General features: G+C 72.2%; 22 protein-coding genes. 12 read left to right on the plus strand and 10 right to left on the minus strand.

The window, feature by feature from the left end:
• Positions 1–104: 104 nt before the first annotated feature.
• Positions 105–629 carry a hypothetical protein gene (locus ACIBG7_RS36345; protein WP_397339197.1) on the minus strand — a complete coding sequence of 175 codons (525 nt, stop codon included), beginning with the start codon at positions 627–629 and terminating at the stop codon, positions 105–107.
• A gap of 43 nt (positions 630–672) precedes the next feature.
• The gene (gene pip, locus ACIBG7_RS36350; protein ID WP_397339198.1) at positions 673–1,635 is read right to left on the minus strand and encodes a prolyl aminopeptidase; all 963 of its coding nucleotides are present in this window, start codon (positions 1,633–1,635) and stop codon (positions 673–675) included.
• Positions 1,636–1,792: 157 nt separating this feature from the next.
• Between pip and ACIBG7_RS36355 the strand changes: the two genes are divergently transcribed.
• Positions 1,793–2,656, plus strand: coding sequence for a RimK family alpha-L-glutamate ligase (locus tag ACIBG7_RS36355; RefSeq protein ID WP_357930124.1), 864 nt, complete (start codon positions 1,793–1,795; stop codon positions 2,654–2,656).
• 60 nt (positions 2,657–2,716) lie between these two features.
• Here ACIBG7_RS36355 and ACIBG7_RS36360 read toward each other — a convergent pair whose 3' ends face one another.
• Positions 2,717–4,846 carry an anthranilate synthase component I gene (locus tag ACIBG7_RS36360; RefSeq protein ID WP_397339199.1) on the minus strand — a complete coding sequence of 710 codons (2,130 nt, stop codon included), beginning with the start codon at positions 4,844–4,846 and terminating at the stop codon, positions 2,717–2,719.
• A 197-nt stretch (positions 4,847–5,043) separates the two neighbouring features.
• Entirely contained in the window at positions 5,044–5,808 is a 765-nt protein-coding gene (locus ACIBG7_RS36365) for an SGNH/GDSL hydrolase family protein (RefSeq protein WP_357930129.1), read from the minus strand.
• A gap of 123 nt (positions 5,809–5,931) precedes the next feature.
• Between ACIBG7_RS36365 and ACIBG7_RS36370 the strand changes: the two genes are divergently transcribed.
• From ACIBG7_RS36370 to mctP (ACIBG7_RS36390), 5 genes are all read left to right on the plus strand, one after another.
• Positions 5,932–7,497, plus strand: coding sequence for a CocE/NonD family hydrolase (locus tag ACIBG7_RS36370; RefSeq protein WP_397339200.1), 1,566 nt, complete (start codon positions 5,932–5,934; stop codon positions 7,495–7,497).
• Between the two features lie 128 nt (positions 7,498–7,625).
• On the plus strand, positions 7,626–7,832 hold the full coding sequence (locus ACIBG7_RS36375) for a DUF3311 domain-containing protein (RefSeq protein WP_357930135.1): 207 nt from the start codon (positions 7,626–7,628) through the stop codon (positions 7,830–7,832).
• A complete protein-coding gene (mctP, locus tag ACIBG7_RS36380; RefSeq protein ID WP_357930138.1) occupies positions 7,829–9,454 on the plus strand; it encodes a monocarboxylate uptake permease MctP in 1,626 nt (541 codons plus the stop codon). Before ACIBG7_RS36375 ends, mctP (ACIBG7_RS36380) begins: the two co-directional genes overlap by 4 nt.
• Before the next feature lie 132 nt (positions 9,455–9,586).
• Positions 9,587–9,787 carry a DUF3311 domain-containing protein gene (locus tag ACIBG7_RS36385; RefSeq protein WP_357930140.1) on the plus strand — a complete coding sequence of 67 codons (201 nt, stop codon included), beginning with the start codon at positions 9,587–9,589 and terminating at the stop codon, positions 9,785–9,787.
• Positions 9,784–11,433 (plus strand): monocarboxylate uptake permease MctP, encoded by a 1,650-nt coding sequence (mctP, locus tag ACIBG7_RS36390; protein ID WP_357930143.1) that lies wholly within the window; start codon positions 9,784–9,786, stop codon positions 11,431–11,433. The genes ACIBG7_RS36385 and mctP (ACIBG7_RS36390) overlap by 4 nt, the downstream gene beginning before the upstream one ends.
• A gap of 34 nt (positions 11,434–11,467) precedes the next feature.
• On the opposite strand, the gene ACIBG7_RS36395 is transcribed toward mctP (ACIBG7_RS36390), so the two are convergent.
• Entirely contained in the window at positions 11,468–11,800 is a 333-nt protein-coding gene (locus ACIBG7_RS36395) for a DUF6285 domain-containing protein (protein WP_397339201.1), read from the minus strand.
• A 58-nt stretch (positions 11,801–11,858) separates the two neighbouring features.
• On the opposite strand from ACIBG7_RS36395, the gene ACIBG7_RS36400 reads away from it, so the two are divergent.
• Both ACIBG7_RS36400 and ACIBG7_RS36405 read left to right on the plus strand, forming a co-directional pair.
• On the plus strand, positions 11,859–13,037 hold the full coding sequence (locus tag ACIBG7_RS36400) for an acyl-CoA dehydrogenase family protein (protein WP_397339202.1): 1,179 nt from the start codon (positions 11,859–11,861) through the stop codon (positions 13,035–13,037).
• On the plus strand, positions 13,034–13,993 hold the full coding sequence (locus ACIBG7_RS36405) for a phosphotransferase family protein (RefSeq protein ID WP_357930152.1): 960 nt from the start codon (positions 13,034–13,036) through the stop codon (positions 13,991–13,993). The genes ACIBG7_RS36400 and ACIBG7_RS36405 overlap by 4 nt, the downstream gene beginning before the upstream one ends.
• Positions 13,994–14,055: 62 nt before the next feature.
• On the opposite strand, the gene ACIBG7_RS36410 is transcribed toward ACIBG7_RS36405, so the two are convergent.
• Complete coding sequence (locus tag ACIBG7_RS36410) at positions 14,056–14,631, minus strand: TetR/AcrR family transcriptional regulator (protein ID WP_357930155.1); 576 nt, start codon at positions 14,629–14,631, stop codon at positions 14,056–14,058.
• Between the two features lie 36 nt (positions 14,632–14,667).
• Between ACIBG7_RS36410 and ACIBG7_RS36415 the strand changes: the two genes are divergently transcribed.
• On the plus strand, positions 14,668–15,342 hold the full coding sequence (locus tag ACIBG7_RS36415; RefSeq protein ID WP_357930158.1) for a class I SAM-dependent methyltransferase: 675 nt from the start codon (positions 14,668–14,670) through the stop codon (positions 15,340–15,342).
• Here ACIBG7_RS36415 and ACIBG7_RS36420 read toward each other — a convergent pair.
• Positions 15,339–17,033 (minus strand): glycoside hydrolase family 3 N-terminal domain-containing protein, encoded by a 1,695-nt coding sequence (locus tag ACIBG7_RS36420; RefSeq protein WP_357930160.1) that lies wholly within the window; start codon positions 17,031–17,033, stop codon positions 15,339–15,341. The two genes, ACIBG7_RS36415 and ACIBG7_RS36420, sit on opposite strands and share 4 nt — an antisense overlap.
• Positions 17,034–17,106: 73 nt before the next feature.
• Between ACIBG7_RS36420 and ACIBG7_RS36425 the strand changes: the two genes are divergently transcribed.
• Entirely contained in the window at positions 17,107–17,544 is a 438-nt protein-coding gene (locus ACIBG7_RS36425; RefSeq protein WP_357930163.1) for a PaaI family thioesterase, read from the plus strand.
• Between the two features lie 70 nt (positions 17,545–17,614).
• Here the strand turns inward: ACIBG7_RS36425 and ACIBG7_RS36430 are convergent, their stop codons facing one another.
• Positions 17,615–18,565 (minus strand): GNAT family N-acetyltransferase, encoded by a 951-nt coding sequence (locus ACIBG7_RS36430; RefSeq protein WP_397339203.1) that lies wholly within the window; start codon positions 18,563–18,565, stop codon positions 17,615–17,617.
• A 92-nt stretch (positions 18,566–18,657) separates the two neighbouring features.
• Here ACIBG7_RS36430 and ACIBG7_RS36435 point away from each other — a divergent pair, with 92 nt between their 5' ends.
• Complete coding sequence (locus ACIBG7_RS36435) at positions 18,658–18,963, plus strand: STAS domain-containing protein (RefSeq protein ID WP_357930168.1); 306 nt, start codon at positions 18,658–18,660, stop codon at positions 18,961–18,963.
• 54 nt (positions 18,964–19,017) lie between these two features.
• On the plus strand, positions 19,018–19,440 hold the full coding sequence (locus ACIBG7_RS36440; protein WP_357930171.1) for an ATP-binding protein: 423 nt from the start codon (positions 19,018–19,020) through the stop codon (positions 19,438–19,440).
• A gap of 57 nt (positions 19,441–19,497) precedes the next feature.
• Here ACIBG7_RS36440 and ACIBG7_RS36445 read toward each other — a convergent pair whose 3' ends face one another.
• A complete protein-coding gene (locus ACIBG7_RS36445) occupies positions 19,498–20,427 on the minus strand; it encodes a Ppx/GppA family phosphatase (protein ID WP_397339204.1) in 930 nt (309 codons plus the stop codon).
• Positions 20,428–20,436: 9 nt separating this feature from the next.
• Entirely contained in the window at positions 20,437–21,600 is a 1,164-nt protein-coding gene (locus ACIBG7_RS36450; protein WP_397339205.1) for a hypothetical protein, read from the minus strand.
• Positions 21,601–21,613: the final 13 nt, after the last annotated feature.

The following is a 21,613-nucleotide window of genomic DNA, read 5'->3' on the forward strand; positions in this document are numbered from 1 at the left end:
GGGCGCCGCCGCCTTCCCGGACTGTCCCGATCTGCGTTCGGGCCGATCTTGGGGTACGGCGGAGCATGCCGTACCTTTCGGTCACGCGGCGGGTGCGGGGCCGGTCAGACCGAGGCCAGCCCGGCGATGACGAGGAGCCCGCCCGCCACGGTCACCACCCAGCCGAAGGCCGCCCACGCGCGCCGCCGCCGCGAGCCGAGCCAGTAAGCCAGCACGTACGGCAGGAAGCCCCCGCACAGCACCCCGGTGGCCGGCACGGTGAGCGCGCCGAGCACCCCGGCGGTCCCAGTCTTGACGGCCCGGTCGCCCTCGGGCGCGAGTTGGGCGGGGAAGCTCTCGCCCGCCTCGCTGTCCGGGGAGGCGTCCACCGCCACGGCGGGACCGCCCCCGGCAGGCTGGAAGGAGCCCTTGCAGTCGTAGCGTCCCTGCCCCAGGGCCTGGCAGGACAGCACGGTGAGGGTGCCGGGCGTGCCGGTGAGCCCGCGGGCGAGCTGCAGTTCGCTCCAGCCGAGCACGAGCGGCGCGACGACGAGCACCACCCAGAGCAGCACGAGGATGACCTTGCCGGCCCGGCCGGGGTCGTGTCCCGGCCGGGGAGCGGGCTGGAACGCGTCCACAATCTCCGTCATAACGGCTAATAGTGGGACGTTCGGCTTGGAAACGACTTGCGAGTCACTCCTTGCCGGCGAACCGGTCGGTCGCGGTGACCAGGGCATCGGTGATCCCCGGCTCGACGTAGGCGTGCCCGGCGTCGGCGATGAGGTGGAACTCCGCCTCCGGCCAGGCCCGGTGCAGGTCCCAGGCGGTGGCCACCGGGGTGCACATGTCGTAGCGGCCCTGGACGATCACGGCGGGGATGTGCCGGATCTTGTCGATGTCGCGCAGGAGCTGCTCGTCCTCGAAGAAGCCGCCGTTGACGAAGTAGTGGTTCTCGATGCGCGCGAAGGAGACGGCGTAGTCGTCGTCCTGGTAGGTGGCGATGAGGTCGGGGTCGGGCACCAGGGTGATCGTCGAGCCCTCCCACACGCTCCACGCCCGGGCGGCGGGCAGCCGTACCCCGGGGTCGGGGTCGTTGAGCCGGCGGTGGAAGGCCGACAGCAGGTCGTGCCGCTCCTCCTCCGGGATCGGCTCCAGGTAGCGCTCCCACAGGTCCGGGTAGACCAGCGAGGCGCCCTCCTCGTAGAACCAGTGCAGCTCGAACGGGCGCAGCATGAAGATGCCGCGCAGCACCAGCTCGGTGACGCGGTCCGGGTGGGTCTGGGCGTAGGCGAGGGAGAGCGCGCTGCCCCAGGAGCCGCCGAAGACCTGCCAGCGCTCGACCTCGAGCTCCTCGCGGAGCAACTCCATGTCGGCGACCAGGTTCCAGGTGGTGTTGTGCTCCAGCGAGACCGCCGGGTCGCTGGCGTGCGGCCGGCTGCGGCCGCAGTTGCGCTGGTCGAACAGGATGATCCGGTAGCGCTCCGGGTCGAACTGCCGGCGGTGGCCGGGGCCGCAGCCGCCGCCCGGCCCGCCGTGCACCATCACGACCGGCTTGCCCTCGGGATTGCCGCACACCTCCCAGTAGATCTCGTTGCCGTCGCCGGTCTGGAGCAGGCCGGCGTCATGGGGTTCGATCGGTGGGTAGAGCGTTCTCATGGAGAAGTAATATGCCACCGCTTGCCCACCCTCCGGGCCTCGCCACGAGGGTCGCGCGCTTTGCGGTGATCTCCGATACAGTGAGCGCTCCCACCCGCGAAAATGCCCGCTGGGCTGGGATGTTTCCCTCCACACCCCTTTGTCGCGAAAGCACGTGATGCGTCTCGCACTTGTCAGCAGAACCCGGCTCAGCGCCACCGCCAGCCGGATCGCCCAGACCGCCCGCACCCGCGGCTGGGACGTGCAGATCGTCGGCGACCCCGCCACGATCACCCAGGTCGGCGCCACCCCCGCCACCACCCCCGACGTCGTCTACAGCAGGATCCTGGGCACCGAAGGCGACCTGGTCCACCTGCTCTACCTGCAACGCCAGCTCGAACGCCGGGGCATCCCGGTGGTCAACCCCGCCGCCGCCGTGGAGAGCGCCGTCAGCAAGGCGCGCCAGGCGGCGATCTTCACCGAGCACGGCCTGCCTCACCCGCAGACCTGTGTGATCACGCCTTTCGCCGATCCCGCCGAGCTGGGTGCGCTGCTCGGCTTCCCGCTCGTCCTCAAACCCGACGCCGGGCTGGGCGGCGGCGGGGTGGTCAAGGCCGACGAGGCCGCGGCGCTGGGCGCGCTGCTGGTCGAGAAGGCCCTGGCCGGCCAGTGGCTGGGCGTGGCCCAGCGCATGGTGCCGGAAGCGTGGGCCAGCCTGCGGCTGGTCGTCGTCGGCGGCCGGGTGGTGGCGTGCATGCAGCGCCGCGCCGCGGCCGGTGAGTGGCGCAGCAACGTGGCCCAGGGCGCGACCGCGGTCCCGGTCGAGCCCACCGACGCCGAGGTGGACCTGGCCGTGCTGGCCGCGGCCACCCTCGGGCTGGACGTGGCCGGCGTGGACGTCATCCGCGCCGCCGAGGGGCCACTGGTGCTGGAGGTCAACTGCTCGCCCGGCCTGGTGGCCACCGAGCAGGCGACCGGGGTGCCGGTGTGCGAGCTGATCCTCGACATGGTCGAGGAGCGGGCCGCGGTGCTGCTCGGCTGAGCCGCGCCGCAGCTCGGGCCGGCCCGGTCACCGCTCAGGCGGGACCGGGCCGGTCCGCGTTCAGCGGCGGGTCAGCCGCAGCACGTTGGCGATGATCTTGGCGCCCGCGCCGCCCTCGGCGGTGAGGATGGACTCGGGGTGGAACTGCACGCCGAAGCGCCGGTTGGCGGTGTCCTCGATGGCCATGACGTTCCCGTCCGGGGTGAAGGCGGTGGGGGTGAAGCCCCGCACGCCGTGCTCCTTGGCGTGCACGGAGTGGTAGCGGGCGGCGACGAACTCGGCGGGCAGGCCGTCGAGCAGCGCCGAGTCGCCCAGCCGGGAGACCTGGCCGCGCTTGCCGTGCTCGGGGTAGTCGAGCAGGTCGAGCGTGCCGCCGGCGTGCTCGACCATGGCCTGCAGGCCGAGGCAGACGCCGAAGACGGGCAGCTCGCGCCGGTAGACCTCGTCGATCAGCGCGGCCATGCCGAAGTCGGTCGGCCAGCCGGGGCCGGGCGACAGGACCACCAGGTCGGGCGCGAGGGAGTCGAGCAGGTCGGGCGGGAAGCCGTGCCGCAGCGTGGTGACCTCGGCGCCCTGCTGGCGGAAGTAGTCGGCCAGCGTGTTGACGAAGGAGTCCTCGTGGTCGACGAGCAGCACCTTCATGCCGAGCCCCGGCCGCTCGGCGACGACCGGCTCGGCGACGGCGGCCGGGTGGTTGACCGCTTCGAGCGCGGCCAGCAGGGCGCTGGCCTTGAGCTCGGTCTCGCGCTCCTCGGCCTCGGGGTCGGAGTCGAACAGCAGCGTCGCCCCGGCGCGTACGGTGGCCACGCCGTCCTTGATCTGGGCGGTGCGCAGGGTCAGGCCGGTGTTCATGGAGCCGTCGAAGCCGATGAAGCCGATGGCTCCGCCGTACCAGCGGCGGGTGGTCTCCTCGTGGTCCTCGATGAACTGCATGGCCCAGGTCTTGGGCGCGCCGGTGACGGTGACCGCCCACATGTGGGTGAGGAAGGCGTCGAGGGCGTCGAACTCGGGGCGCAGCCGGCCCTCGATGTGGTCGACGGTGTGGATCAGCCGGGAGTAGAGCTCGATCTGGCGGCGGCCGATGACCTGGACGCTGCCGGGGACGCAGATGCGCGACTTGTCGTTGCGGTCCACGTCGGTGCACATGGTCAGCTCCGACTCCTCCTTCACGCTGGACAGGAGGGTGCGGATGGCCTCGGCGTCCTCGACCGGGTTGCTGCCGCGGGCGATGGTGCCGGAGATGGGGCAGGTCTCGACGCGGTCGCCGCTGACGCGGACGTACATCTCGGGCGAGGCGCCGACGAGGTGCTCGCCCTCGCCCAGCGAGATGATGAACTCGTAGGGCGCCGGGTTGGAGACGCGCAGCGAGCGGTAGAAGGCCGACGGGTCGGCGCAGAGGCCGTGGAAGACCTGGCCGGGGACGACCTCGAACAGGTCGCCGCGCTTGAACTTCTCCTTGGCCGCGGCCACGACGGTGGCGTAGGTGCCGCGCACCGGGTTCGGCGGGACCTCGGCGGGCACGACGGGCTCGGCGCTGTCGCCGTCGCGGGGCAGGCCGCTGGTGGCGCGGCCGTCGACGGTGAACTCGTAGCGGTACTCGACGCTGGTCTCGCGCTGGCGGTCGATGACGACCAGCCGGTCGGGCAGGTGGAGCACCAGGTCGCGCTGGTCGGCGGGGCGCTCCAGCTCGTGCCGGATCGGCTCGAACTGGAAGGCCAGGTCGTAGCCGAAGGCGCCGTAGAGCCCGAGGTGCGGGTCGTCGCCCTTGAAGGCGGCCAGCACCTCGCGCAACGCGCTGAAGACGGTCGGGCGGCGGCTGCGCATCTCCTCGGGCAGCAGCTCCTCCGACTCCGGCACGTGCACCTCGACGAAGGTGTCGGTGGGCTCCGAGACCGGCTTGCCGGCGGCCAGCAGGCAGGAGGCCACCACCGGGAGCACCACCTTGCCGCGCTCGTTGAGCGCCCTGGCGTGGATGCGCCGGCCCTTGGCCACCAGCTCCAGGCAGGGGTCGACGTAGCCGAAGGCCCAGCGGCTGTAGCGGCCCGGGTAGTCCATGCCCGAGGAGAACGCCCCGCCGCGCCGCGTCCCCAGCGCGGTCACGATCTCCTCGAGCGCCGCCTCCGGGACCTCACGCGCCTGGCGTTCGACCCGCACGCCCCCGGCGGTGGTATATCCGCTCGTCTCCACCATCTGCCCCTATTCACCGATAAAGCCCCGGGGGCAGGCACAGGAAAGGCCGCCATCCGGGGCGGCCGTCCGTCGTGAATGCGAATGTCTCGCGCCGCCTAGGAGCGGCGCCACCACTGACTCTGCGGTCGGATTCGCATGCGCCAAGACTAGCCCCGGCGGCGCCCCGCCCGCAACGAGGCTACGCCGGGGCCGGGGCGTCATCCGCCGGAGATCGGCGACAGCTCGGGACGTTTGGGGTCGACGCCGTCGCCCGAGGAGCGGCCGTTGAGCCGGCGGGTGATCCACGGGGTCAGGTGCATGCGGGCCCACTCCAGGTCGGCGCGGCGGGCGTGCGTCCACTGGCGGGGCGGCAGGTAGGGGTAGGGCAGCCGCCAGTCCTCCGCCACCTCCAGGCCCACGACCTCGGCGGCGCGCAGGGCGACGCGGCGGTGGCCGTCGGGGCTGAGGTGCAGCCGGTCCTCGCTCCAGGCGCGCTGGTCGCGGAAGACGGTCATCGGCCACAGGTCGACCAGCAGGGTGTCGTAGCGCCGGGCGATGTCGTGGATGTGCAGGTTGTACAGCTCGATCTTGCTGTGCGCGAGCCGCATGACCGGCACGTGCCGCAGGTCGAAGCCGGTGAACAGCAGCACCTGCGAGCCGGCCTCGCGCAGGGCGGCGACGCCCTGCTCCAGCCATCGGGCGACCTGTTCCACCCGGACGCCCGGCCGGATGATGTCGTTGCCGCCCGCGCAGAGCGAGACCAGGTCGGCGCCGGCGGTGACTGCGGGCGGCACCTGCTCGCGCACGATCTCCTCGATGAGCTTGCCGCGGACGGCGAGGTTGGCGTAGCGCAGGCCCGGTTGCGCCGCCTCGATGTGCTCGGCGAGCCGGTCGGCCCAGCCGCGGAAGCGGTCGGGCCCGCCGTCGTCGAGCCCTTCGGTGAAGCTGTCCCCTAGGGCGATGTAAGAGGTGATTCGTCCCATGACCGGATAGTTTGCCAAGGAGGCCACACCCTACGCGACCGTAATAAAACGCCCAGACGTCCGGGGACCCCGGCCTATCGGGCCTTCGGCGCGATCTGTTACCTGTAGGGAATGCGTTACCGTGTGCGAGTCCATCGAGACCTGCCGGTGCCGATGCCCGACGGCGTCACCCTGCTGGCCGACCGCTACGTGCCGGTCGGCGCCGAGCGCGCGCCGGTGATCCTCATCCGCTCCCCGTACGGCAGGCGAGGCGCGTTCGGCTGGGCCTTCGGCCGCGGCTTCGCCCGCAACGGCTTCCAGGTCGTGATGCAGAGCTGCCGGGGCAGCTTCGGCTCAGGCGGCCGGCTCGACCCGCTGGGCGACGAGCACGACGACGGGCTGGCCACCGTCGAGTGGCTGCGCCGGCAGAGCTGGTACGGCGGAGCCTTCGCCACCTTCGGCCCCTCCTACCTCGGCTACACCCAGTGGGCCATCGCGCCCTACGCCGGCCCGGAGCTGAAGGCGATGGCGGTGCAGATCAGCGCCTCGCAGTTCCGCGACGCCGCCTACCTGGGCGGGGCCTTCGCGCTGGAGTCGACGCTGAGCTGGACCACGCTGACCAACGCGATGGCCCGCCGGTTCGGCGCGACGGCGATCTTCACCGCGCCGCGGCTGGCCCGGCGCGCGGTGCTGTCGGGCCGGCCGGTGGAGGAGCTCGACCTGGTCTCGGCGGGGCAGCCACTGGCGTTCTACCGTGACCTGCTCGGCCATCACGCCGACCCGGCCGTGCCGTACTGGGACAAGCGGGACTTCTCCGCGCGGGTGGGCGAGGTGAGCGCGCCGGTCACCCTGGTCGGCGGGTGGTACGACGTGTTCATCCCCTGGCAGTTGCGCGACTACCTGGCGCTGCGGGCGGCCGGGCACCGGCCGCAGCTCACCATCGGCCCGTGGTACCACGTGGACATGCGGCACGGCCGGGTGTCGATGCTCGACGCGCTGGCCTGGTTCCGCGCCCATCTGCTGGGCGACCCGTCCGGGCTGCGGGAGCAGCCGGTGCGGCTGCACATCACCGGCGCGGGCGAGTGGCGCGACTACCCCGACTGGCCGGTGCCGGGCATGCGGGCCGAGCGCTGGCACCTGCGGGAGGGGTTCGGGCTGGGCCCTGAGGCGCCGCAGCAGGACGGGACCGACCGCTACCGCTACCATCCGGCGCACCCGACGCCGGTGATCGGCGGGCCGGTGCTGCTGGTCGCCTCGCTCCCGCGCGACCAGCGGCGGCTGGAGGCGCGGCGGGACGTGCTGGTCTACAGCAGCCGGGCGCTGCGCGCCGACCTGGAGGCGATCGGGCCGGTGAGCGCGCAGGTGTGGGTGCGGTCGAGCACGCCGTACGTGGACCTGGTGGTGCGGCTGTGCGACGTGCAGCCGGACGGCGTCTCGCTGAACGTGTGCGAGGGCGTGCGCCGGCTGACCCCGGCCGAACCGGCCGACGCCGACGGCTGGCGGCGGGTCGAGGTGGAGCTGTGGCCGATCGGGCACCGGTTCCGGCGCGGCCACCGGCTGCGGGTGCACGTGGCCGGCGGGGCCTATCCCACCATCGCCCGCAACTTCGGCACCGGCGGATGGTCGTCGGAGGGGATGGTCCCGGCCGACGTGGAGATCTCGCGCTCGCCGGAGCACCCGTCGGCGCTCCTGCTGCCGGTCGTGGGGTGAGCCGCGACCGTTGACCGCAGACCCTGACGCCGTTCGCCGCGGAGAGTAGACCGTTCGGCGATCGGTGACCCGTCCGAAACGTGCGCGTCCCTACAGTGGCCAGGTCCGGCCCGCCGTGAGGAGTGCGCATGACCAGTGAGAAACCACCGGTCAGGAGCGACCGCAGCCCGTGGAACTGGCTGCTTCTCCTGCCGATCGCCGTCCCCCTGCTGCCGTTCCTGTACAACGCGGACGAGCCCCGCCTCCTGGGCTTCCCGCTGTTCTACTGGCTCCAGCTCGCCTTCATCCTGCTGGGCGTGGTCTCGACCACCCTCGTCTACCGGATGACGCGATGAGCGAGCACATCGTCGAGATCGTCATCTTCACCGCGCTGTTCGTGCTGGTCAGCGCCATGGGCTTCGTGGCCGCGCGCTGGCGCAGGCCCGCCGACCTGGCCAGCCTCAACGAGTGGGGCCTGGGCGGGCGCAACTTCGGCTCGTGGATCACCTGGTTCCTGGTCGGCGGCGACCTCTACACCGCCTACACCTTCGTCGCCGTGCCGGCGCTGCTGTTCGGGGCGGGCGCCACCGGGTTCTTCGCCGTGCCGTACACGGTGATCGTCTACCCGCTGGTGTTCCTGGTGCTGATCCGGCTCTGGTCGGTCTCGCACGTGCACAGCCTGGTCACGCCGGCCGACTTCGTGCGGGTGCGCTTCGGCTCGCCGACGCTGGCGCTGCTGGTGGCGATCACCGGGATCGTGGCGACGATGCCCTACATCGCGCTCCAGCTCGTCGGCATCGAGGCGGTGCTGACCACGATGGGCGTGCAGGGCGCGGGCTTCCTCAGCGACCTGCCGCTGATCATCGCCTTCGTGATCCTGGCCGCCTACACCTACCAGTCGGGCCTGCGCGCCCCGGCGCTGATCGCCTTCGTCAAGGACGTGCTGATCTACATCGTGATCCTGGTCGCGGTGATCTACATCCCGGCGCGGCTCGGCGGCTGGGACGTCATCTTCGGCCGGGCGCAGGAGAAGTTCGCCGCCTCGCCCGCGCCCGGCGACGGCATCCTGCTCAACGCCGGCAACCAGCTCAACTACATCACCCTCGCGCTGGGCTCGGCCCTGGCGCTGTTCCTGTACCCGCACAGCATCACCGGCGTGCTCGCGGCCAAGAACCGCAACGTGATCAAGCGGAACATGTCGGCGCTGCCCGCCTACAGCCTGCTGCTGGGCCTGATCGCGCTGCTCGGCTACATGGCCATCGCGGCCGGGGTCAAGCCGAGTGTGGGCGAGAACGGCAAGCCGCTGACCAACACGGTGGTGCCGAACCTGTTCGACGCGGTCTTCCCCGACTGGTTCGCCGGCGTGGCCTTCGCCGCGGTCGGCATCGGCGCGCTGGTGCCCGCGGCGATCATGTCGATCGCGGCGGCCAACCTGTTCACCCGCAACATCTACCGGGAGTACCTGAACAAGGACGCCACCGACGCCCAGGAGGCGAACGTCAGCAAGATCACCTCGCTGGTGGTCAAGGTGGGCGCGGTCCTGTTCATCCTGCTGATCGACCCGCAGTTCTCCATCGACCTGCAGCTCATCGGCGGCGTGATCATTCTGCAGACGCTGCCGAGCGTGGCGATCGGCCTGTTCACCCGCTGGTTCCACAAGGCCGGGCTGATCGCCGGGTGGGTGGCCGGCATGGGCACGGGCATGGTGCTGCTCTACAACATCTCCAACCCGGCCATCGACCACGCGCACTTCGGCGGCTCGGCCTTCCCGCTGGAGAAGCTGGGCCTCGACACCAAGATGACGATCTACGCCGGCTTCCTGGCGATCATCGTCAACCTGGTCGTGGCCGTGCTGGGCACCTGGCTGGCGCGCGCGTTGAAGGTCCCGGACGGGCCGGACGGCACGCGGCCCGACCACTACACCGCCGACGAGGGCGACCCGCGGATCAAGGATCTCGACCTGTCCGGTTCCACCTGATGGGACAAATTAGTCCAAACCGTAATATTCCCGACACTAGGGATTAAATCTCCCGAACGTTACTCTGCTCCGAACGATCCCCCCTGGCAGGGGCCCTGCACCGGGCCCCTGCCCCCGTCTTTCGGAGACTCGATGACCCCCCGGGAAACCCGGACCGATCGCAGTCCATGGAACTGGCTGTTGTTCCTGCCGATCGTGGTCCCGCTGCTGACGTTCCTGTTCAACGCCGACGAGCCCCGCCTGTTCGGCTTCCCGCTCTTCTACTGGCTGCAGCTCGCCTTCATCGCCCTCGGCGTGACCGTCACCACGATCGTCTACAGGAAGACCAAATGATCAGCACCGAGCTCGTCATCTTCGTGCTGCTGTTCGCGGTGGTGAGCGGCATGGGCTTCGTGGCGGCGCGCTGGCGCAAGCCCGAGAACATCGAGAGCCTCAACGAGTGGGGCCTGGGCGGGCGCAACTTCGGCTCGTGGATCACCTGGTTCCTGGTGGGCGGCGACCTCTACACCGCCTACACCTTCGTCGCCGTCCCGGCCCTGGTCTTCGGCGCGGGCGCGCTCGGCTTCTACGCCGTGCCGTACACGGTCGTGATCTACCCGATGGTGTTCGTGGTGCTGACCCGCCTGTGGTCGGTCTCGCACGTGCACGGCTTCGTGACCCCGGCCGACTTCGTGCGCGCCCGCTTCGGCTCGCCGCTGCTGGCCCTGGTGATCGCGATCACCGGCCTGATCGCGACGATGCCCTACATCGCGCTGCAGCTCGTCGGCATCGAGGCCGTGCTGCAGTCGATGGGGCTGACCGGCACCGGCTTCTGGAGCCACCTGCCGATCATCATCGCCTTCGCCATCCTGGCCGCCTACACCTACCAGTCGGGCCTGCGCGCCCCGGCGCTCATCGCCTTCGTCAAGGACAGCCTGATCTACATCGTGATCCTGGTCGCGGTGATCTACATCCCGATCAAGCTGGGCGGCTGGGGCGAGATCTTCGGCGCCGCGGCCAAGAAGTTCGAGGCCTCCCCCGCGCCCGGTGACGGCATCCTGCTCAACGCCGGCAACCAGCTCCAGTACATCACCCTGGCCTTCGGCTCGGCACTGGCGCTCTTCCTCTACCCGCACAGCCTCACCGGTGTGCTGGCGGCCAAGAACCGCAACGTGATCAAGCGGAACATGTCCGCGCTGCCCGCCTACAGCCTGCTGCTCGGCCTGATCGCGCTGCTCGGCTACATGGCCATCGCGGCCGGGGTCAAGCCGACGGTCGTGGACGGCAAGCCGGTCGGCAACACCATCGTCCCGAACCTGTTCGACCAGATGTTCCCCGACTGGTTCGCCGGCGTGGCCTTCGCCGCCATCGGCATCGGCGCGCTCGTGCCCGCGGCGATCATGTCGATCGCGGCGGCCAACCTGTTCACCCGCAACATCTACCGCGAGTACCTCAACAAGGACGCCACCGACGCCCAGGAGGCCAAGGTCTCCAAGCTGGTGTCGCTGGTGGTCAAGGTCGGCGCGGTGCTCTGCATCCTCCTGCTCGACCCGCAGTTCTCCATCGACCTGCAGCTCATCGGCGGCGTCATCATGCTCCAGACGCTCCCGGCCGTGGCGCTCGGGCTCTACACCCGCTGGTTCCACAAGGGCGGCCTGCTGGCCGGCTGGGCGCTCGGGCTCGGCTCCGGCCTGTGGATGCTCTACACGATCCCGAACCCGGCCAGCGGCAAGCAGCACTTCGGCGGCTCGGCCTTCTCGCTGGGCACCCTCGGCTTCGACACCAAGACGACGGTCTACGCCGGCATCCTGGCGCTCGCCGTCAACCTGATCGTGGCCGCGCTGGTCACCGTGGTGCTGCGCGCGCTCAACGTGGCCGACGGCGTCGACGCCACCAAGCGCGACGAGTACTTCGCCGACGAGGGCGACCCGCGGGTCAAGGACCTCGACCTGTCGGCTCCGAGCTCCGAGGGCCGGCCGCACCCGAAGGCGACGAGCTGACTGACCCCTGGTCCTCAGCCGGTACGGCAGGCGGTCAGGCCAGGTAGCCGGGGTTGGCGACCTCCAGCTTGGCCCGGACCGCCCGCCGTACCAGCTCGGTGACCTCGGGACCGTCGATCTCGCCGGAGCGGATCGCGGCGGCCAGCCCGGCGTCGTCGGCCACGCCCAGCGCGGCCAGCCGGACGGCGTGCTCGGCCGCCTGTTCCGGGCCCAGCAGCAGCTCGCGCTCGACCATGGCGAGCACGTTGATCGCGACCCGGGTGTGGAAGCGCACCCGGCCCTCGACGGCGGGCAGGACGTCGCTGCCGAGGAAGTCGCGCACCGCGGCCACGAGCTCGGCGGCGGTGGGGGCGTCGTGAGGCGTCATACCGAAGATTGTTCCAATTCCCGTTGACCTCGCAACGGATCTGGCGTGAGATCCGCACATGAGCTTCTCCGTCCCCGACCGTGTCCGGCCCGTCCGCGAGGCGGTGCTGGGCTTCGTGACCGAACGCGTCGAACCCGCCGAACCCGCCCTGCACGCCGGCGACGCCGACACGCTGCGCGAGCTGCAGGAGGCGGCCAAGAAGGAGGGCCTGTGGGCCCTCGGCCACCCGCGCGAGCTGGGCGGCGGCGGGCTGGGCTTCCTCGACTACGTCTACGTCAACGAGGTGCAGGGCCGCAGCGAGTACGGCCAGCTCGCCCTGGGCACCTTCACCCTCCAGGACTCGCTGATGCTGCACGAGCACGCCTCGGCCGAGCAGCGCGAGCGCTACCTGGGGCCGCTGGTGCGCGGCGACATCTGGCCCAGCTTCGCGATGACCGAACCGGCCGTCTCCAGCAGCGACCCCACCCAGCTCCGCACCGAGGCCGTCCTCGACGGGGACGAATGGGTGATCAACGGGCACAAGTGGTTCACCACCGGCGCCTCGCGGGCCGCGTACACGACGGTCATGTGCCGTACCGAGCAGGACGCGCCGCCCCACCGCTCCTTCTCGATGATCCTCGTGCCGACCGACACCCCCGGCTACCGCATCGTGCGCGAGACGCCGGTGCTCGGGCTGTCCGGCGGGCACTGCGAGGTGCGTTACGAGGACGTGCGGGTGCCGGTCGGCAACCTGCTCGGCCCGCGCGGGGAGGGCTTCGTCATCGCCCAGCGGCGGCTCGGGCCCGGGCGCATCTTCCACTGCATGCGCTGGCTCGGGCAGGCCCAGCGGGCCTTCGACCTGATGTGCCGCCGGCTGCACGACCGCACCGCCTTCGGCCAGCCGCTCGGCGCCAAGCAGCTCATGCGCCAGCACGTCTTCGACTCCTACACCGAGATCCAGGCCGCGCGGCTGCTCACGCTGCAGGCCGCGCACGCCATCGACGCCGGCTCCGACGCGCGGGTCGAGATCGGCGCGATCAAGGTCGTCGGGGCGCGGATGCTGCACAACGTCATCGACCGGGCCATCCAGGTGTACGGCGCGGCGGGCCTGACGCCCGACACGCCCCTGGACCGGATGTACCGGCACGCCCGGGCCGGCCGCATCTACGACGGGCCGGACGAGGTGCACGTGGACTCGGTCGGGCGGCGCCTGCTGGGCGCCTACGCGGCGGGCGGGAGCTGGGAGTTCGCCGGGTGAGCGCGGTCGCGGAGTCAGTCGTCGAGGCGGTGGCCGGCGAGGTCTTCGGCGGCTCGGCCACCGTCGAGCGGGCCGTCCAGCTGTCCGGCGGCGCCTCCCGGGAGACCTGGGCGCTGGACGTCGCCGAGCCGTCCGGGACCCGCCACGAGCTCGTCCTGCGGCTGGACACCCCCGCGCTCACCCTCGGGCCGGGCGCCGACCTGTTCGCCGAGGCGACCCTCCTGCGCACCGCCGCCGCCACCGGAGTCCCCGTGCCCCGCGTGCACGCCACCGGCGCCACCCCGCAGGGCGGCCGGCCGTACATCCTGATGGAGCGGGTGGAGGGCGAGACCATCCCCCGGAGGATCCTGCGCGAGGAGGCCTACGCCCCCGCACGGAAGGTGCTGGCCGCCCAGTGCGGCCAGGTGCTGGCCGCGATCCACCGCATGCCGCCGGAGAGCGCGCCCGCGATGGAGCAGGACGACCCGCTGCGGCAGTGGCGCGACGTGCTCGACCTGACCGGCCAGCCGCATCCCGCCTTCGAGCTGGCCTTCCGCCGCCTGGCCGAGACCCGGCCGCCGCGGGGCCGCACGACGCTGGTGCACGGCGACTTCCGCAACGGCAACCTGATCGTCGGCCCGGAGGGCCTGCGCGCGGTCCTGGACTGGGAGCTGGCCCACCCCGGCGACCCGCTGGAGGACCTGGGCTGGTTGTGCGTGAAGGCGTGGCGGTTCGGGGCCGGCCCGCCGGTGGGCGGGTTCGGCGGCTACGACGAGCTGGTCGCCGCCTACGAGCGGGCCGGAGGCGGCCCGGTGGACCGCGCGGCGCTGGCCTGGTGGGAGCGCTTCGGCACGCTGAAGTGGGGGATCATCTGCGTCATGCAGGCGATGCGGCACCTGAGCGGCGCGAGCCCCTCGGTGGAGCTGGCCGCGATCGGCCGCCGGGTCTGCGAGACGGAGTGGGACCTGCTGTCCTGAGCTCGTGCGGGCCGGGATCAGGCGGGCCAGGATCAGGCGGGCAGGGGTCAAGCGGGCCGGGATCAGGCGGGCAGGGCGGCGGCGATCGCGGCGGACAGGGCCTCGGCGACCGCGGTCCGCTCGACCTCCTGGTGGTCGAGCCACCAGTCGCCGGTCGTCTGCACCATGCCGACGAAGGCGTGCCCGAGCACCTGCGCCCGCACCGGATCGGCCACCACCCCCTCGGCGGCCAGCAACGCGGCCAGCTCCTCGCCGAGCCCGCGGACCAGGGCGCTCATGTGCGAGCGGGTCCGCGGGTCCTCCGCGCCGGCCCGGTGGAACAGGAAGCGGTAGAGCGTGTGGTTGGCCGAGATCAGCCCGAGGTAGACGCCGATCGCCTCGCGGGTCCGCTCGCGCAACGACGAACCGGGCCGGGCGAGCTCGGGCCGCAGCAGCCCCAGGACGGTCCGGACGTGCCGGTCGGCGAGCGCCTCGTACAGGCCGCTCTTGTCGCCGAAGTGCCGGTAGAGGATCGGCTTGGTGATCCCCGCCTCGGCGGCGATGGCCGCCATGGAGACCTCGTGCCCGTCGCGCAGGATGACCCGGTCGGCCGCGTCCAGCAAGGATCTGCGCCGGTCGGGGCTGCGTCCGCTGATCATCTGGTCAGGATAACGAGGCGGACGTAGATTCGAATCATGAGCAACGGCACCGGCCCTGGAGCGATCACCCCCGACGGTTCCCCCGTGGAGTTCTACCTGTTGCTGGACGCCAGGCACGAGGCGGAGGTGATCGCCGGGGTGGTCCCGCCCGGCGGCCGCCTGCTGGAGCTCGGCTGCGGCGTCGGGCGCGTCACCCACTCCCTGGTCGAGCGCGGTTTCGACGTGGTGGCGGTGGACGAGTCCCCCGAGATGCTCGCGCACGTGCGCGGGGCGCGCACGGTCGAGGCGCGCGTGCAGGAGCTCGACCTCGGCGAGCGGTTCGACGGCGTGGTCCTGGCCTCGTTCCTGCTCAACACCCCGGACGACGCGTTGCGGCAGGACTTCCTGGGCGCCTGCGCCCGGCACCTGGCGCCGGGCGGCTCGCTGCTGGCCGAGTGGCAGCCCTACGAGGCGCACGAGCGGTGGGAGGCCCACGGCCACTCGCGCACCGACGGCGAGATCACCGTGAGCATGGCCCGGGTGGAGCGGGTCCGGCCCGACCGGCTCGCGGTGACCATGCGCTACACGCACCGCGATCGGGCGTGGACGCAGTCGTTCGAGTCGCGGCAGTTCACCGACGAGGAGCTCGCCGCCGAGCTGGCGCGGGCCGGCCTGGTCCTCGACCGGTTCCTGACCGAGGACCGCACCTGGCTGCGGGCGGTGGCCGCCTAGTAGCCGAGGCCGTGACCGAAGGGGTAGAGCGGGTCCTCGGTGTCGCCCGGCACGTCCGACCGGCTCGCCTCGACCGCGGCCATCGAGCGCGGCAGCTCGTACGGCAGGCGTCCCCGTGGCGCGGCCCGCCCGAACACCACGTCGAGGAAGGCCTCGTCGCTCGCCCCGTAGTCGCCCAGCACCGCGGCGCTCGCGGCGTCGATCTCCGGGAAGACCGCGGGCCGTTCCAGGTAGATCCCGACCACGGTCGGCACGGCGTCCTGGACGGCCCGCAGCCGGGCGATCTCGGCCTCGGGGAAGGCGAGGCTGCCGGCGTGGAAGAACGCCTCGAACCCGCCCTCGCGGGGCTCGTACGGCGCGGCCAGCCGGACGAGGGCGACGTCGGCCTCGCCCGGCCGTTCCACGACCTTGCCGTAGGCCGAGGCGGCCTGCGCGTCCACGCCCTCGACGTAGAGCCGCACCCCCTCGGCCAGCGGCAGCGGCCCGTTCTTGAGCAGCGTCAGCGAGGCCCGCTGCGCGTCCAGCCCGGCGGCGGCGAAGTCGGGCCGGCCGACGATCTCCTCGGCCCGGTCCGGGTCGACGAACCGGTGGTCGAACAGGCCGAGCACGAACTTCTCGCGCAGGATCCGCCGCAGCGAGACGTCGATCCGCGCCTCAGATATCCGGCCCGACTCCAGGAGCTCCACGATCAGCTCGGGGCAGGCCTCACCGCCGAACTGGTCGACCCCGGCGTCCAGGGCCTTGAGCGCGCGCTCCGGGGGCGTCAGGTGCTCCACGCCCCAGGCGCGGGCGGGCATGGCCTGTCCCATGATCTCGGCGTCGGTCAGCAGTCCCCAGTCGGTGCAGACGATGCCGTCGAAGCCGTAGCGCTCGCGCAGCAGGCCGGTGATGACGCCGTGGTTGAAGCCGAAGCCGACCTCCTCGTGCCCGGTGCCGACCGGCATGCCGTAGTAGGGCATGATCTGGCTGGTGCCGGCCTCGAAGGCGGCTTCGAAGGGCTTGAGGTGGTAGTCGAAGCGGCCGCCGGGGTAGACCTGCTCGCGGCCGTAGGGGAAGTGCGGGTCCTCGCCGTCCTTCTGCGGGCCGCCGCCGGGGAAGTGCTTGGTCATGCAGGCGACGCTGTCCGGGCCGAGCCGTTCGCCCTGGAAGCCGCGGATGTAGGCGCGCACCAGGCGCGAGGTGAGCTCGGCGTCCTGGCCGAAGGTGGCGTTGACGCGCGCCCAGCGGGGCTCGGTGGCCAGGTCGATCTGCGGGTGCAGCGCCACCCGGATGCCGACCGCGAGGTACTCCCGGCGGGCGATGCCGGCGAAGGTCTCGACCAGGTCCTCCTCGCCGATGGCGGCCAGGCCGGTGGACTCGGGCCACTGCGAGAAGGGCCCGGCGAGGATGGCGGCGCCCGGGTTGTGGGAGAAGGAGTGGCGCGGGTCGGTGGAGAAGGTCACCGGGATGCCGAGCCGGGTGGCCAGAGCCTGCTCCTGGGCGGCGTTGTGCCACTCGGCCATCTCACGGGGCGCGGCGCCGCCGAGCACGTTGAAGTGGCTCATGAGCTGGTCGCCGATCAGCTCCACCGGCCGGCCGCACAGGGCGATGGTGTGGAAGAGCTGGCCCGCCTTCTCCTGCGGCGTCATCCGGCTGATCAGGTCGTCGACCCTGGCCGCCACGGGGCGGCCGGGATCCTGGTACGGATTCATGCTTATACGTATAAACGGTGAGCGGCGACCCCGGCAAGTGCTTGCCGAACAAGGTTCTATTACGCTGTGCCGGATGACGACGACCGGAGCCGACTTCCTGCGGGCCATCGCCGAGGGGACCGTCGAGTCCTCCCCCCACCTGCGCCACCTCGGACTGCGCCTGACCTCGGTCGAACCGGGGCGCGTGGTGCTCGGCTGGCTGCCCGGCGCGGAGCTGACCAACCGCTCGGGGGTCGTGCACGGCGGGTACATCGCCACCGCCCTGGACGACGCCTGCGGCATGGCCTGCGGGAGCGCGGCCGACCGGCCCACGCTGCACCTGACCATGAACCTCAACGTCGACTACCTGCGCCCGGTGCAGGCAGGTGAGCCGCACACGGTGACCGGCTGGGTGGAGCATCGGGGCCGCACCCGGCTGCTGACCCGCGCCACCGTGACCGACGGCGAGGGGCGGCTGTGCGCGCAGGCCACCTCCAGCCTCACCCCGAACAGGGCGACCCGGCCGAGCTGACCCGGGCCGGGACACAGATCCACCACCTCGCGGGCCGGGCCGGTGCGCCCGGCTCCTGGGGTGGCGCGGATCAGATCCGGCGGCGCCAGACGTCGATCACCAGGATGGGCCGCATGCCGGCCGAGGTGTACAGGCCGAGCGCCGGGGTGGTGTTGTTGGAGTCGACGTGCAGGATCGTGCCCTTCCTGCCACGCGCGGCGTCCTCGGCGAAGGCCGTGCGGAGCAGGTAGCGGCCCAGGCCCAGGCCGCGGAAGGCCGGGAGCACGCCGAGCGTGGCGACGTAGCCGCACTGCTCGTCGGGGGCGAACTGGTTGTTGGACAGCAACACCGCCGCCAGCTGCCCGTCGACCTCGGCCAGCACGGCCTGCTCCCAGTCGTTGGCGCTGGAGCCGTCGCGCCGGGCGAACCAGTCGTCGAAGTCCACCTTGGCGAAGCCGAAGTGGTCGGCGAAGGAGTCCTGGTGCACCTGGTGGATCCGCCGGCGCACCTCGTCGGTGGTGCCCCGGTGCAGCGTGACGCCGGCCGGGGCCTCGGGCGCGGCGACCCGCCCGCCGGGGGCGGCGTCGGCGAAGTCGATGCGCATGCGGTGGAAGCTGGTCCCGGACTCGAACCCGTGCCGGCGGACCACCTCCCGCTTGGCCTCGTCGGCGCGATAGACGCCGATGTCGAGCGTGGCGCCCTCATGGCCGAGTTCGGTGGTGATCTCCTTGGCACGGTCCAGGACCATGGCCCAGAGCCGGTCGGTGAGCTCCTCGGAGCCCGGCCGCACGACCACGTCCAGGTCGATCTGGTCGCTGGCGCCCTTGCGGCGGGCCCAGGCCCAGCCGACGAGCGTGCCGGCCGCGTCGTGCACGAGCCAGCCGTCGCGCTCGCGGTCGAAGCCCGGCTCGTCGAGTTCGTCGGCGACGTCCTCGACGGTGGCGTCCACGAAGCCGATGACGCGGACGTCGCAGTCGCGGATGAGGTCGAAGACGGCTTCGGCGTCCTCGGGCCGCGGCCTGCGGAACTGATAGGTATCCATGCCGGTGATTGTGCCCATCGTCCTGGTTGATCCGCCTCTGGTTTTCGGGGGTGCTATCCTGTCCCGCCGTCACGCCCGGTAGCATCGGTGGCGTGCTGCGCATCGAAGTCGGCAATCCGGACACCACGACCGTACGGCTGGCGTTGAGCGGCGACCTCGACTTCACCTCCGTGAGCGAGCTCTCCGATCTCACGCTGGCCGACGGTCTTCACCGGCTCGACGTGGACCTGTCGGGCCTCGACTTCATCGACTCCTCCGGGCTGGCCGCCCTGATCCGGCTCTACCACCAGGCCGAGGAGGCGCACGCCGTCTTCCAGGTGACCGCGCTCACCCCCTACCTGCGGCATCTGCTGCACACGACCGCGCTCGACCGGCTCTTCCGGCTGCCGCCCGCCTGACACGAGTGGGGCTGGAGGTGGTTGGGACCCCCCTCCAGCGGGCAGGGGAGGCCCGTGGAGGCGACAATCGCGCTGAGGCTGCCGAGAGACGCGGCCAGCGTTCCCCTGATCCGACAGATGCTCGACGCCGCGCTTCGCTCGCTCGGCGTCGTTCCCGATATCCGAGACGACATCGAGCTGATGTTGACCGAGGCGTGCTCGAACGTGATCAAACACGCCGACCCGAGCGACGAGTACACGGTGAGCGCGACCGTGCACAACGCGCTGTGCGTGATCCGGGTGATCGACACCGGCGACGGCTTCGACCCGCACCGGCTGCGTGAGGCCGCTCCCGGGGCCGAGGGCGGGCGCGGGGTGCAGATCATGCGTGCCCTCGCCGACGACGTGCGCTTCGACAACCGGCGCGAGCACGGCGCCATCGTCTGCCTGGAGAAACGGCTGAGCTTCCTGCCCGACGCCCCGCTCAAGGCCGGCTGAGCCCGAATCCCTCGCGGCCCGACCCCCTCGCGGCCCGACCCCCTCGCGGCCGCCCGGTCAGTCGGGCAGGCCGTCCAGGCGGCGCAGGATCACGCCCTCGCGCAGCGCCCACGGGCACAGGTCCAGCCGGTCCACCTCGAACAGGTCCATCGCCGCGTCGGCCACGATCGCCCCCGCCGCGAGCTGCGCGGCCCGGCCCGCCGACACGCCCGACAGCTCCGCCCGCTCCCGCGACCCCAGCCCGGCCAGCTTGACCGCCCACTCGGCGACGCTCTCGCGCGTCAGCGAGCGCGGCACGTACTGCCCCTCGTGCGAGGGGGCCGCCCCGGCGATCCTGGCGAGCTGCTTGAAGGTCTTGGACGTCGCCACCACCCGGTCCGGCTGCCCGTAGCGCGCCACCCCGCCGACCGTGCGGGCGATCTCGGCCCGCACGTGCTTGCGCAGCTTGCGCACCTCCTCGGCCGGCGGCGGGTCCGCGGTGAACCAGTCACGGGTCAGCCGCCCCGCGCCCAGCGGCAACGACACCGCCACGTCCGGCTGCTCGTCGACGCCCGCGGCGATCTCCAGGGAGCCGCCGCCGATGTCGAAGGCCAGCAGCCGCCCCGACGACCAGCCGAACCAGCGCCGCACCGCCAGGAAGGTCAGCCGCGCCTCGTCCTGCCCGGACAGCACCTGGATGTCCAGGTCGCAGCGCTCGTTGATCTCGGCGAGCGCCTCCTCTCCGTTGGCCGCCTCGCGCACCGCGGAGGTGGCGAAGGCCATGAAGTCCTCCACGCCCTTGTCCTCGGCGATCTGCTGGGCCTCGGCCACGAACTCCCCCAGCCGCTGCACGGCGGCCGCGGCCAGCCGGTTGCCGTCCTCCAGCAGCTCCGACAGGCGCAGCTCGGCCTTGTGCGAGTAGGCGGGCAGGGGCCTGGCCCCGCGGTGGGCGTCCACCACGAGCAGGTGAACCGTGTTCGAGCCGATGTCCAGGACCCCTAGTCGCATGGCGGCACGCTATCGCCCCGCCTGCCGTACTGCGAAAGTGAGGGCGAAGTGGTCCAAACTCCCAGGCAGGACGGCAGGCAGGCGGGGGCCGGCGAACTGGCGCTCGCGCAGCAGCTCGGTCAGTTCGGCGGTGGCCAGCTCGGTCGCGAGGTCGCGGCCGGGGCAGGCGGCGTGCCCGGCGCTGAAGGGCACGCCGGTCGGGGCGCCGGGGGCGAAGCGGTCGCCGCCGGCCTCCCGGTTGACGTAGGGGACGTGCACGGCGACCGTCGCGCCGTCGGGCGCCGTGCGCAGGATGATCGGCGTGGTCGGCCACAGCCGCACGGACTCCAGCACGCTCTCCCGGATCGGGGCGGCGGGGTGGGCGGCTAGCAGGGCCAGGGCGCGGTAGGCGGCGATGCCGACCGCGTCCATGGCGAACAGCCAGTGCGGCACCTGGCCCTCGGCGTGCAGTTCGGGGTCGGCCGGGGTGGCTGCGGCGCGGGCGGCGAGGCTGCCGGGCTCGGCGCGCTCCAGGTGCGTGCGCAGCCGGCGCTCGAAGCGGGACCGCACGTCGGTGCGGTGGCCGCGCAGGTAGGACCAGTTGGCGTCGCCGCGCAGCCGGTTCAGCATCCAGGTCAGCGCCTCGTCGTCGCGGGCGCCGTCGCCGAGCACGACCCGGCGCGCGATGCGCCAGTGCACCGCGGAGAAGGCGTCCCAGGTCAGCCGCCCGTACCGGGGCAGCGTACGCAGCTCCTGGCGGGCGATCTCGCCCAGCACGCCCGGATCGGACGCGGCCAGGACCCGCTCGTTGAAGGCCCGGCGGCGGGCGCGAAGCCCGGGATCGCGGGTGGCCAGCACCCCGTCGGGCTGGAAGTGCGCGAGCGCGCCGGTCTTCTCCCTGGTCGCCGGGTGGTGGGCCGGGTCGGCCAGCACGCGCTCGACGTCGGCGGCGGCCAGCGGCAGGATCAGCGGACCGCGCCCCGGGAGGGGCACCACGAGGGGGCCGTCACCGTACCGCGCGCGCATCCGCCGCAGCAGCCTGGTCGCGCGCCCGTCGGCGTCGGCGAGGGCCGCCAGCCACACTCCGCTCCGGCGTCGCAGGATCACTCCCTGCAGCAGTGGGGGTGCCATGACCTGGGCGGCGAGCCGTACCGACGCCGGAAGGGAGGCCCGCGGCAAGGACTTGGCAGACATAGGGCACGACTAC

This window comes from Nonomuraea sp. NPDC050328 (assembly GCF_044459405.1).
GTDB lineage: Bacteria > Actinomycetota > Actinomycetes > Streptosporangiales > Streptosporangiaceae > Nonomuraea.

What these genes read in the sequence shown, in the direction of transcription:
- ACIBG7_RS36415 (WP_357930158.1), top strand. Translation starts at nt 14,668, where the DNA reads ATGAGCAACGGCACCGGCCCTGGAGCGATCACCCCCGACGGTTCCCCC.
- ACIBG7_RS36395 (WP_397339201.1), bottom strand. Translation starts at nt 11,800, where the DNA reads ATGACGCCTCACGACGCCCCCACCGCCGCCGAGCTCGTGGCCGCGGTG.
- mctP (WP_357930143.1), top strand. Translation starts at nt 9,784, where the DNA reads ATGATCAGCACCGAGCTCGTCATCTTCGTGCTGCTGTTCGCGGTGGTG.
- ACIBG7_RS36365 (WP_357930129.1), bottom strand. Translation starts at nt 5,808, where the DNA reads ATGGGACGAATCACCTCTTACATCGCCCTAGGGGACAGCTTCACCGAA.
- ACIBG7_RS36420 (WP_357930160.1), bottom strand. Translation starts at nt 17,033, where the DNA reads ATGAATCCGTACCAGGATCCCGGCCGCCCCGTGGCGGCCAGGGTCGAC.
- ACIBG7_RS36400 (WP_397339202.1), top strand. Translation starts at nt 11,859, where the DNA reads ATGAGCTTCTCCGTCCCCGACCGTGTCCGGCCCGTCCGCGAGGCGGTG.
- ACIBG7_RS36360 (WP_397339199.1), bottom strand. Translation starts at nt 4,846, where the DNA reads ATGGTGGAGACGAGCGGATATACCACCGCCGGGGGCGTGCGGGTCGAA.
- ACIBG7_RS36425 (WP_357930163.1), top strand. Translation starts at nt 17,107, where the DNA reads ATGACGACGACCGGAGCCGACTTCCTGCGGGCCATCGCCGAGGGGACC.
- ACIBG7_RS36450 (WP_397339205.1), bottom strand. Translation starts at nt 21,600, where the DNA reads ATGTCTGCCAAGTCCTTGCCGCGGGCCTCCCTTCCGGCGTCGGTACGG.
- pip (WP_397339198.1), bottom strand. Translation starts at nt 1,635, where the DNA reads ATGAGAACGCTCTACCCACCGATCGAACCCCATGACGCCGGCCTGCTC.
- ACIBG7_RS36430 (WP_397339203.1), bottom strand. Translation starts at nt 18,565, where the DNA reads ATGGATACCTATCAGTTCCGCAGGCCGCGGCCCGAGGACGCCGAAGCC.
- ACIBG7_RS36375 (WP_357930135.1), top strand. Translation starts at nt 7,626, where the DNA reads ATGACCAGTGAGAAACCACCGGTCAGGAGCGACCGCAGCCCGTGGAAC.
- ACIBG7_RS36445 (WP_397339204.1), bottom strand. Translation starts at nt 20,427, where the DNA reads ATGCGACTAGGGGTCCTGGACATCGGCTCGAACACGGTTCACCTGCTC.
- ACIBG7_RS36410 (WP_357930155.1), bottom strand. Translation starts at nt 14,631, where the DNA reads ATGATCAGCGGACGCAGCCCCGACCGGCGCAGATCCTTGCTGGACGCG.
- ACIBG7_RS36355 (WP_357930124.1), top strand. Translation starts at nt 1,793, where the DNA reads ATGCGTCTCGCACTTGTCAGCAGAACCCGGCTCAGCGCCACCGCCAGC.
- ACIBG7_RS36345 (WP_397339197.1), bottom strand. Translation starts at nt 629, where the DNA reads ATGACGGAGATTGTGGACGCGTTCCAGCCCGCTCCCCGGCCGGGACAC.
- ACIBG7_RS36385 (WP_357930140.1), top strand. Translation starts at nt 9,587, where the DNA reads ATGACCCCCCGGGAAACCCGGACCGATCGCAGTCCATGGAACTGGCTG.
- mctP (WP_357930138.1), top strand. Translation starts at nt 7,829, where the DNA reads ATGAGCGAGCACATCGTCGAGATCGTCATCTTCACCGCGCTGTTCGTG.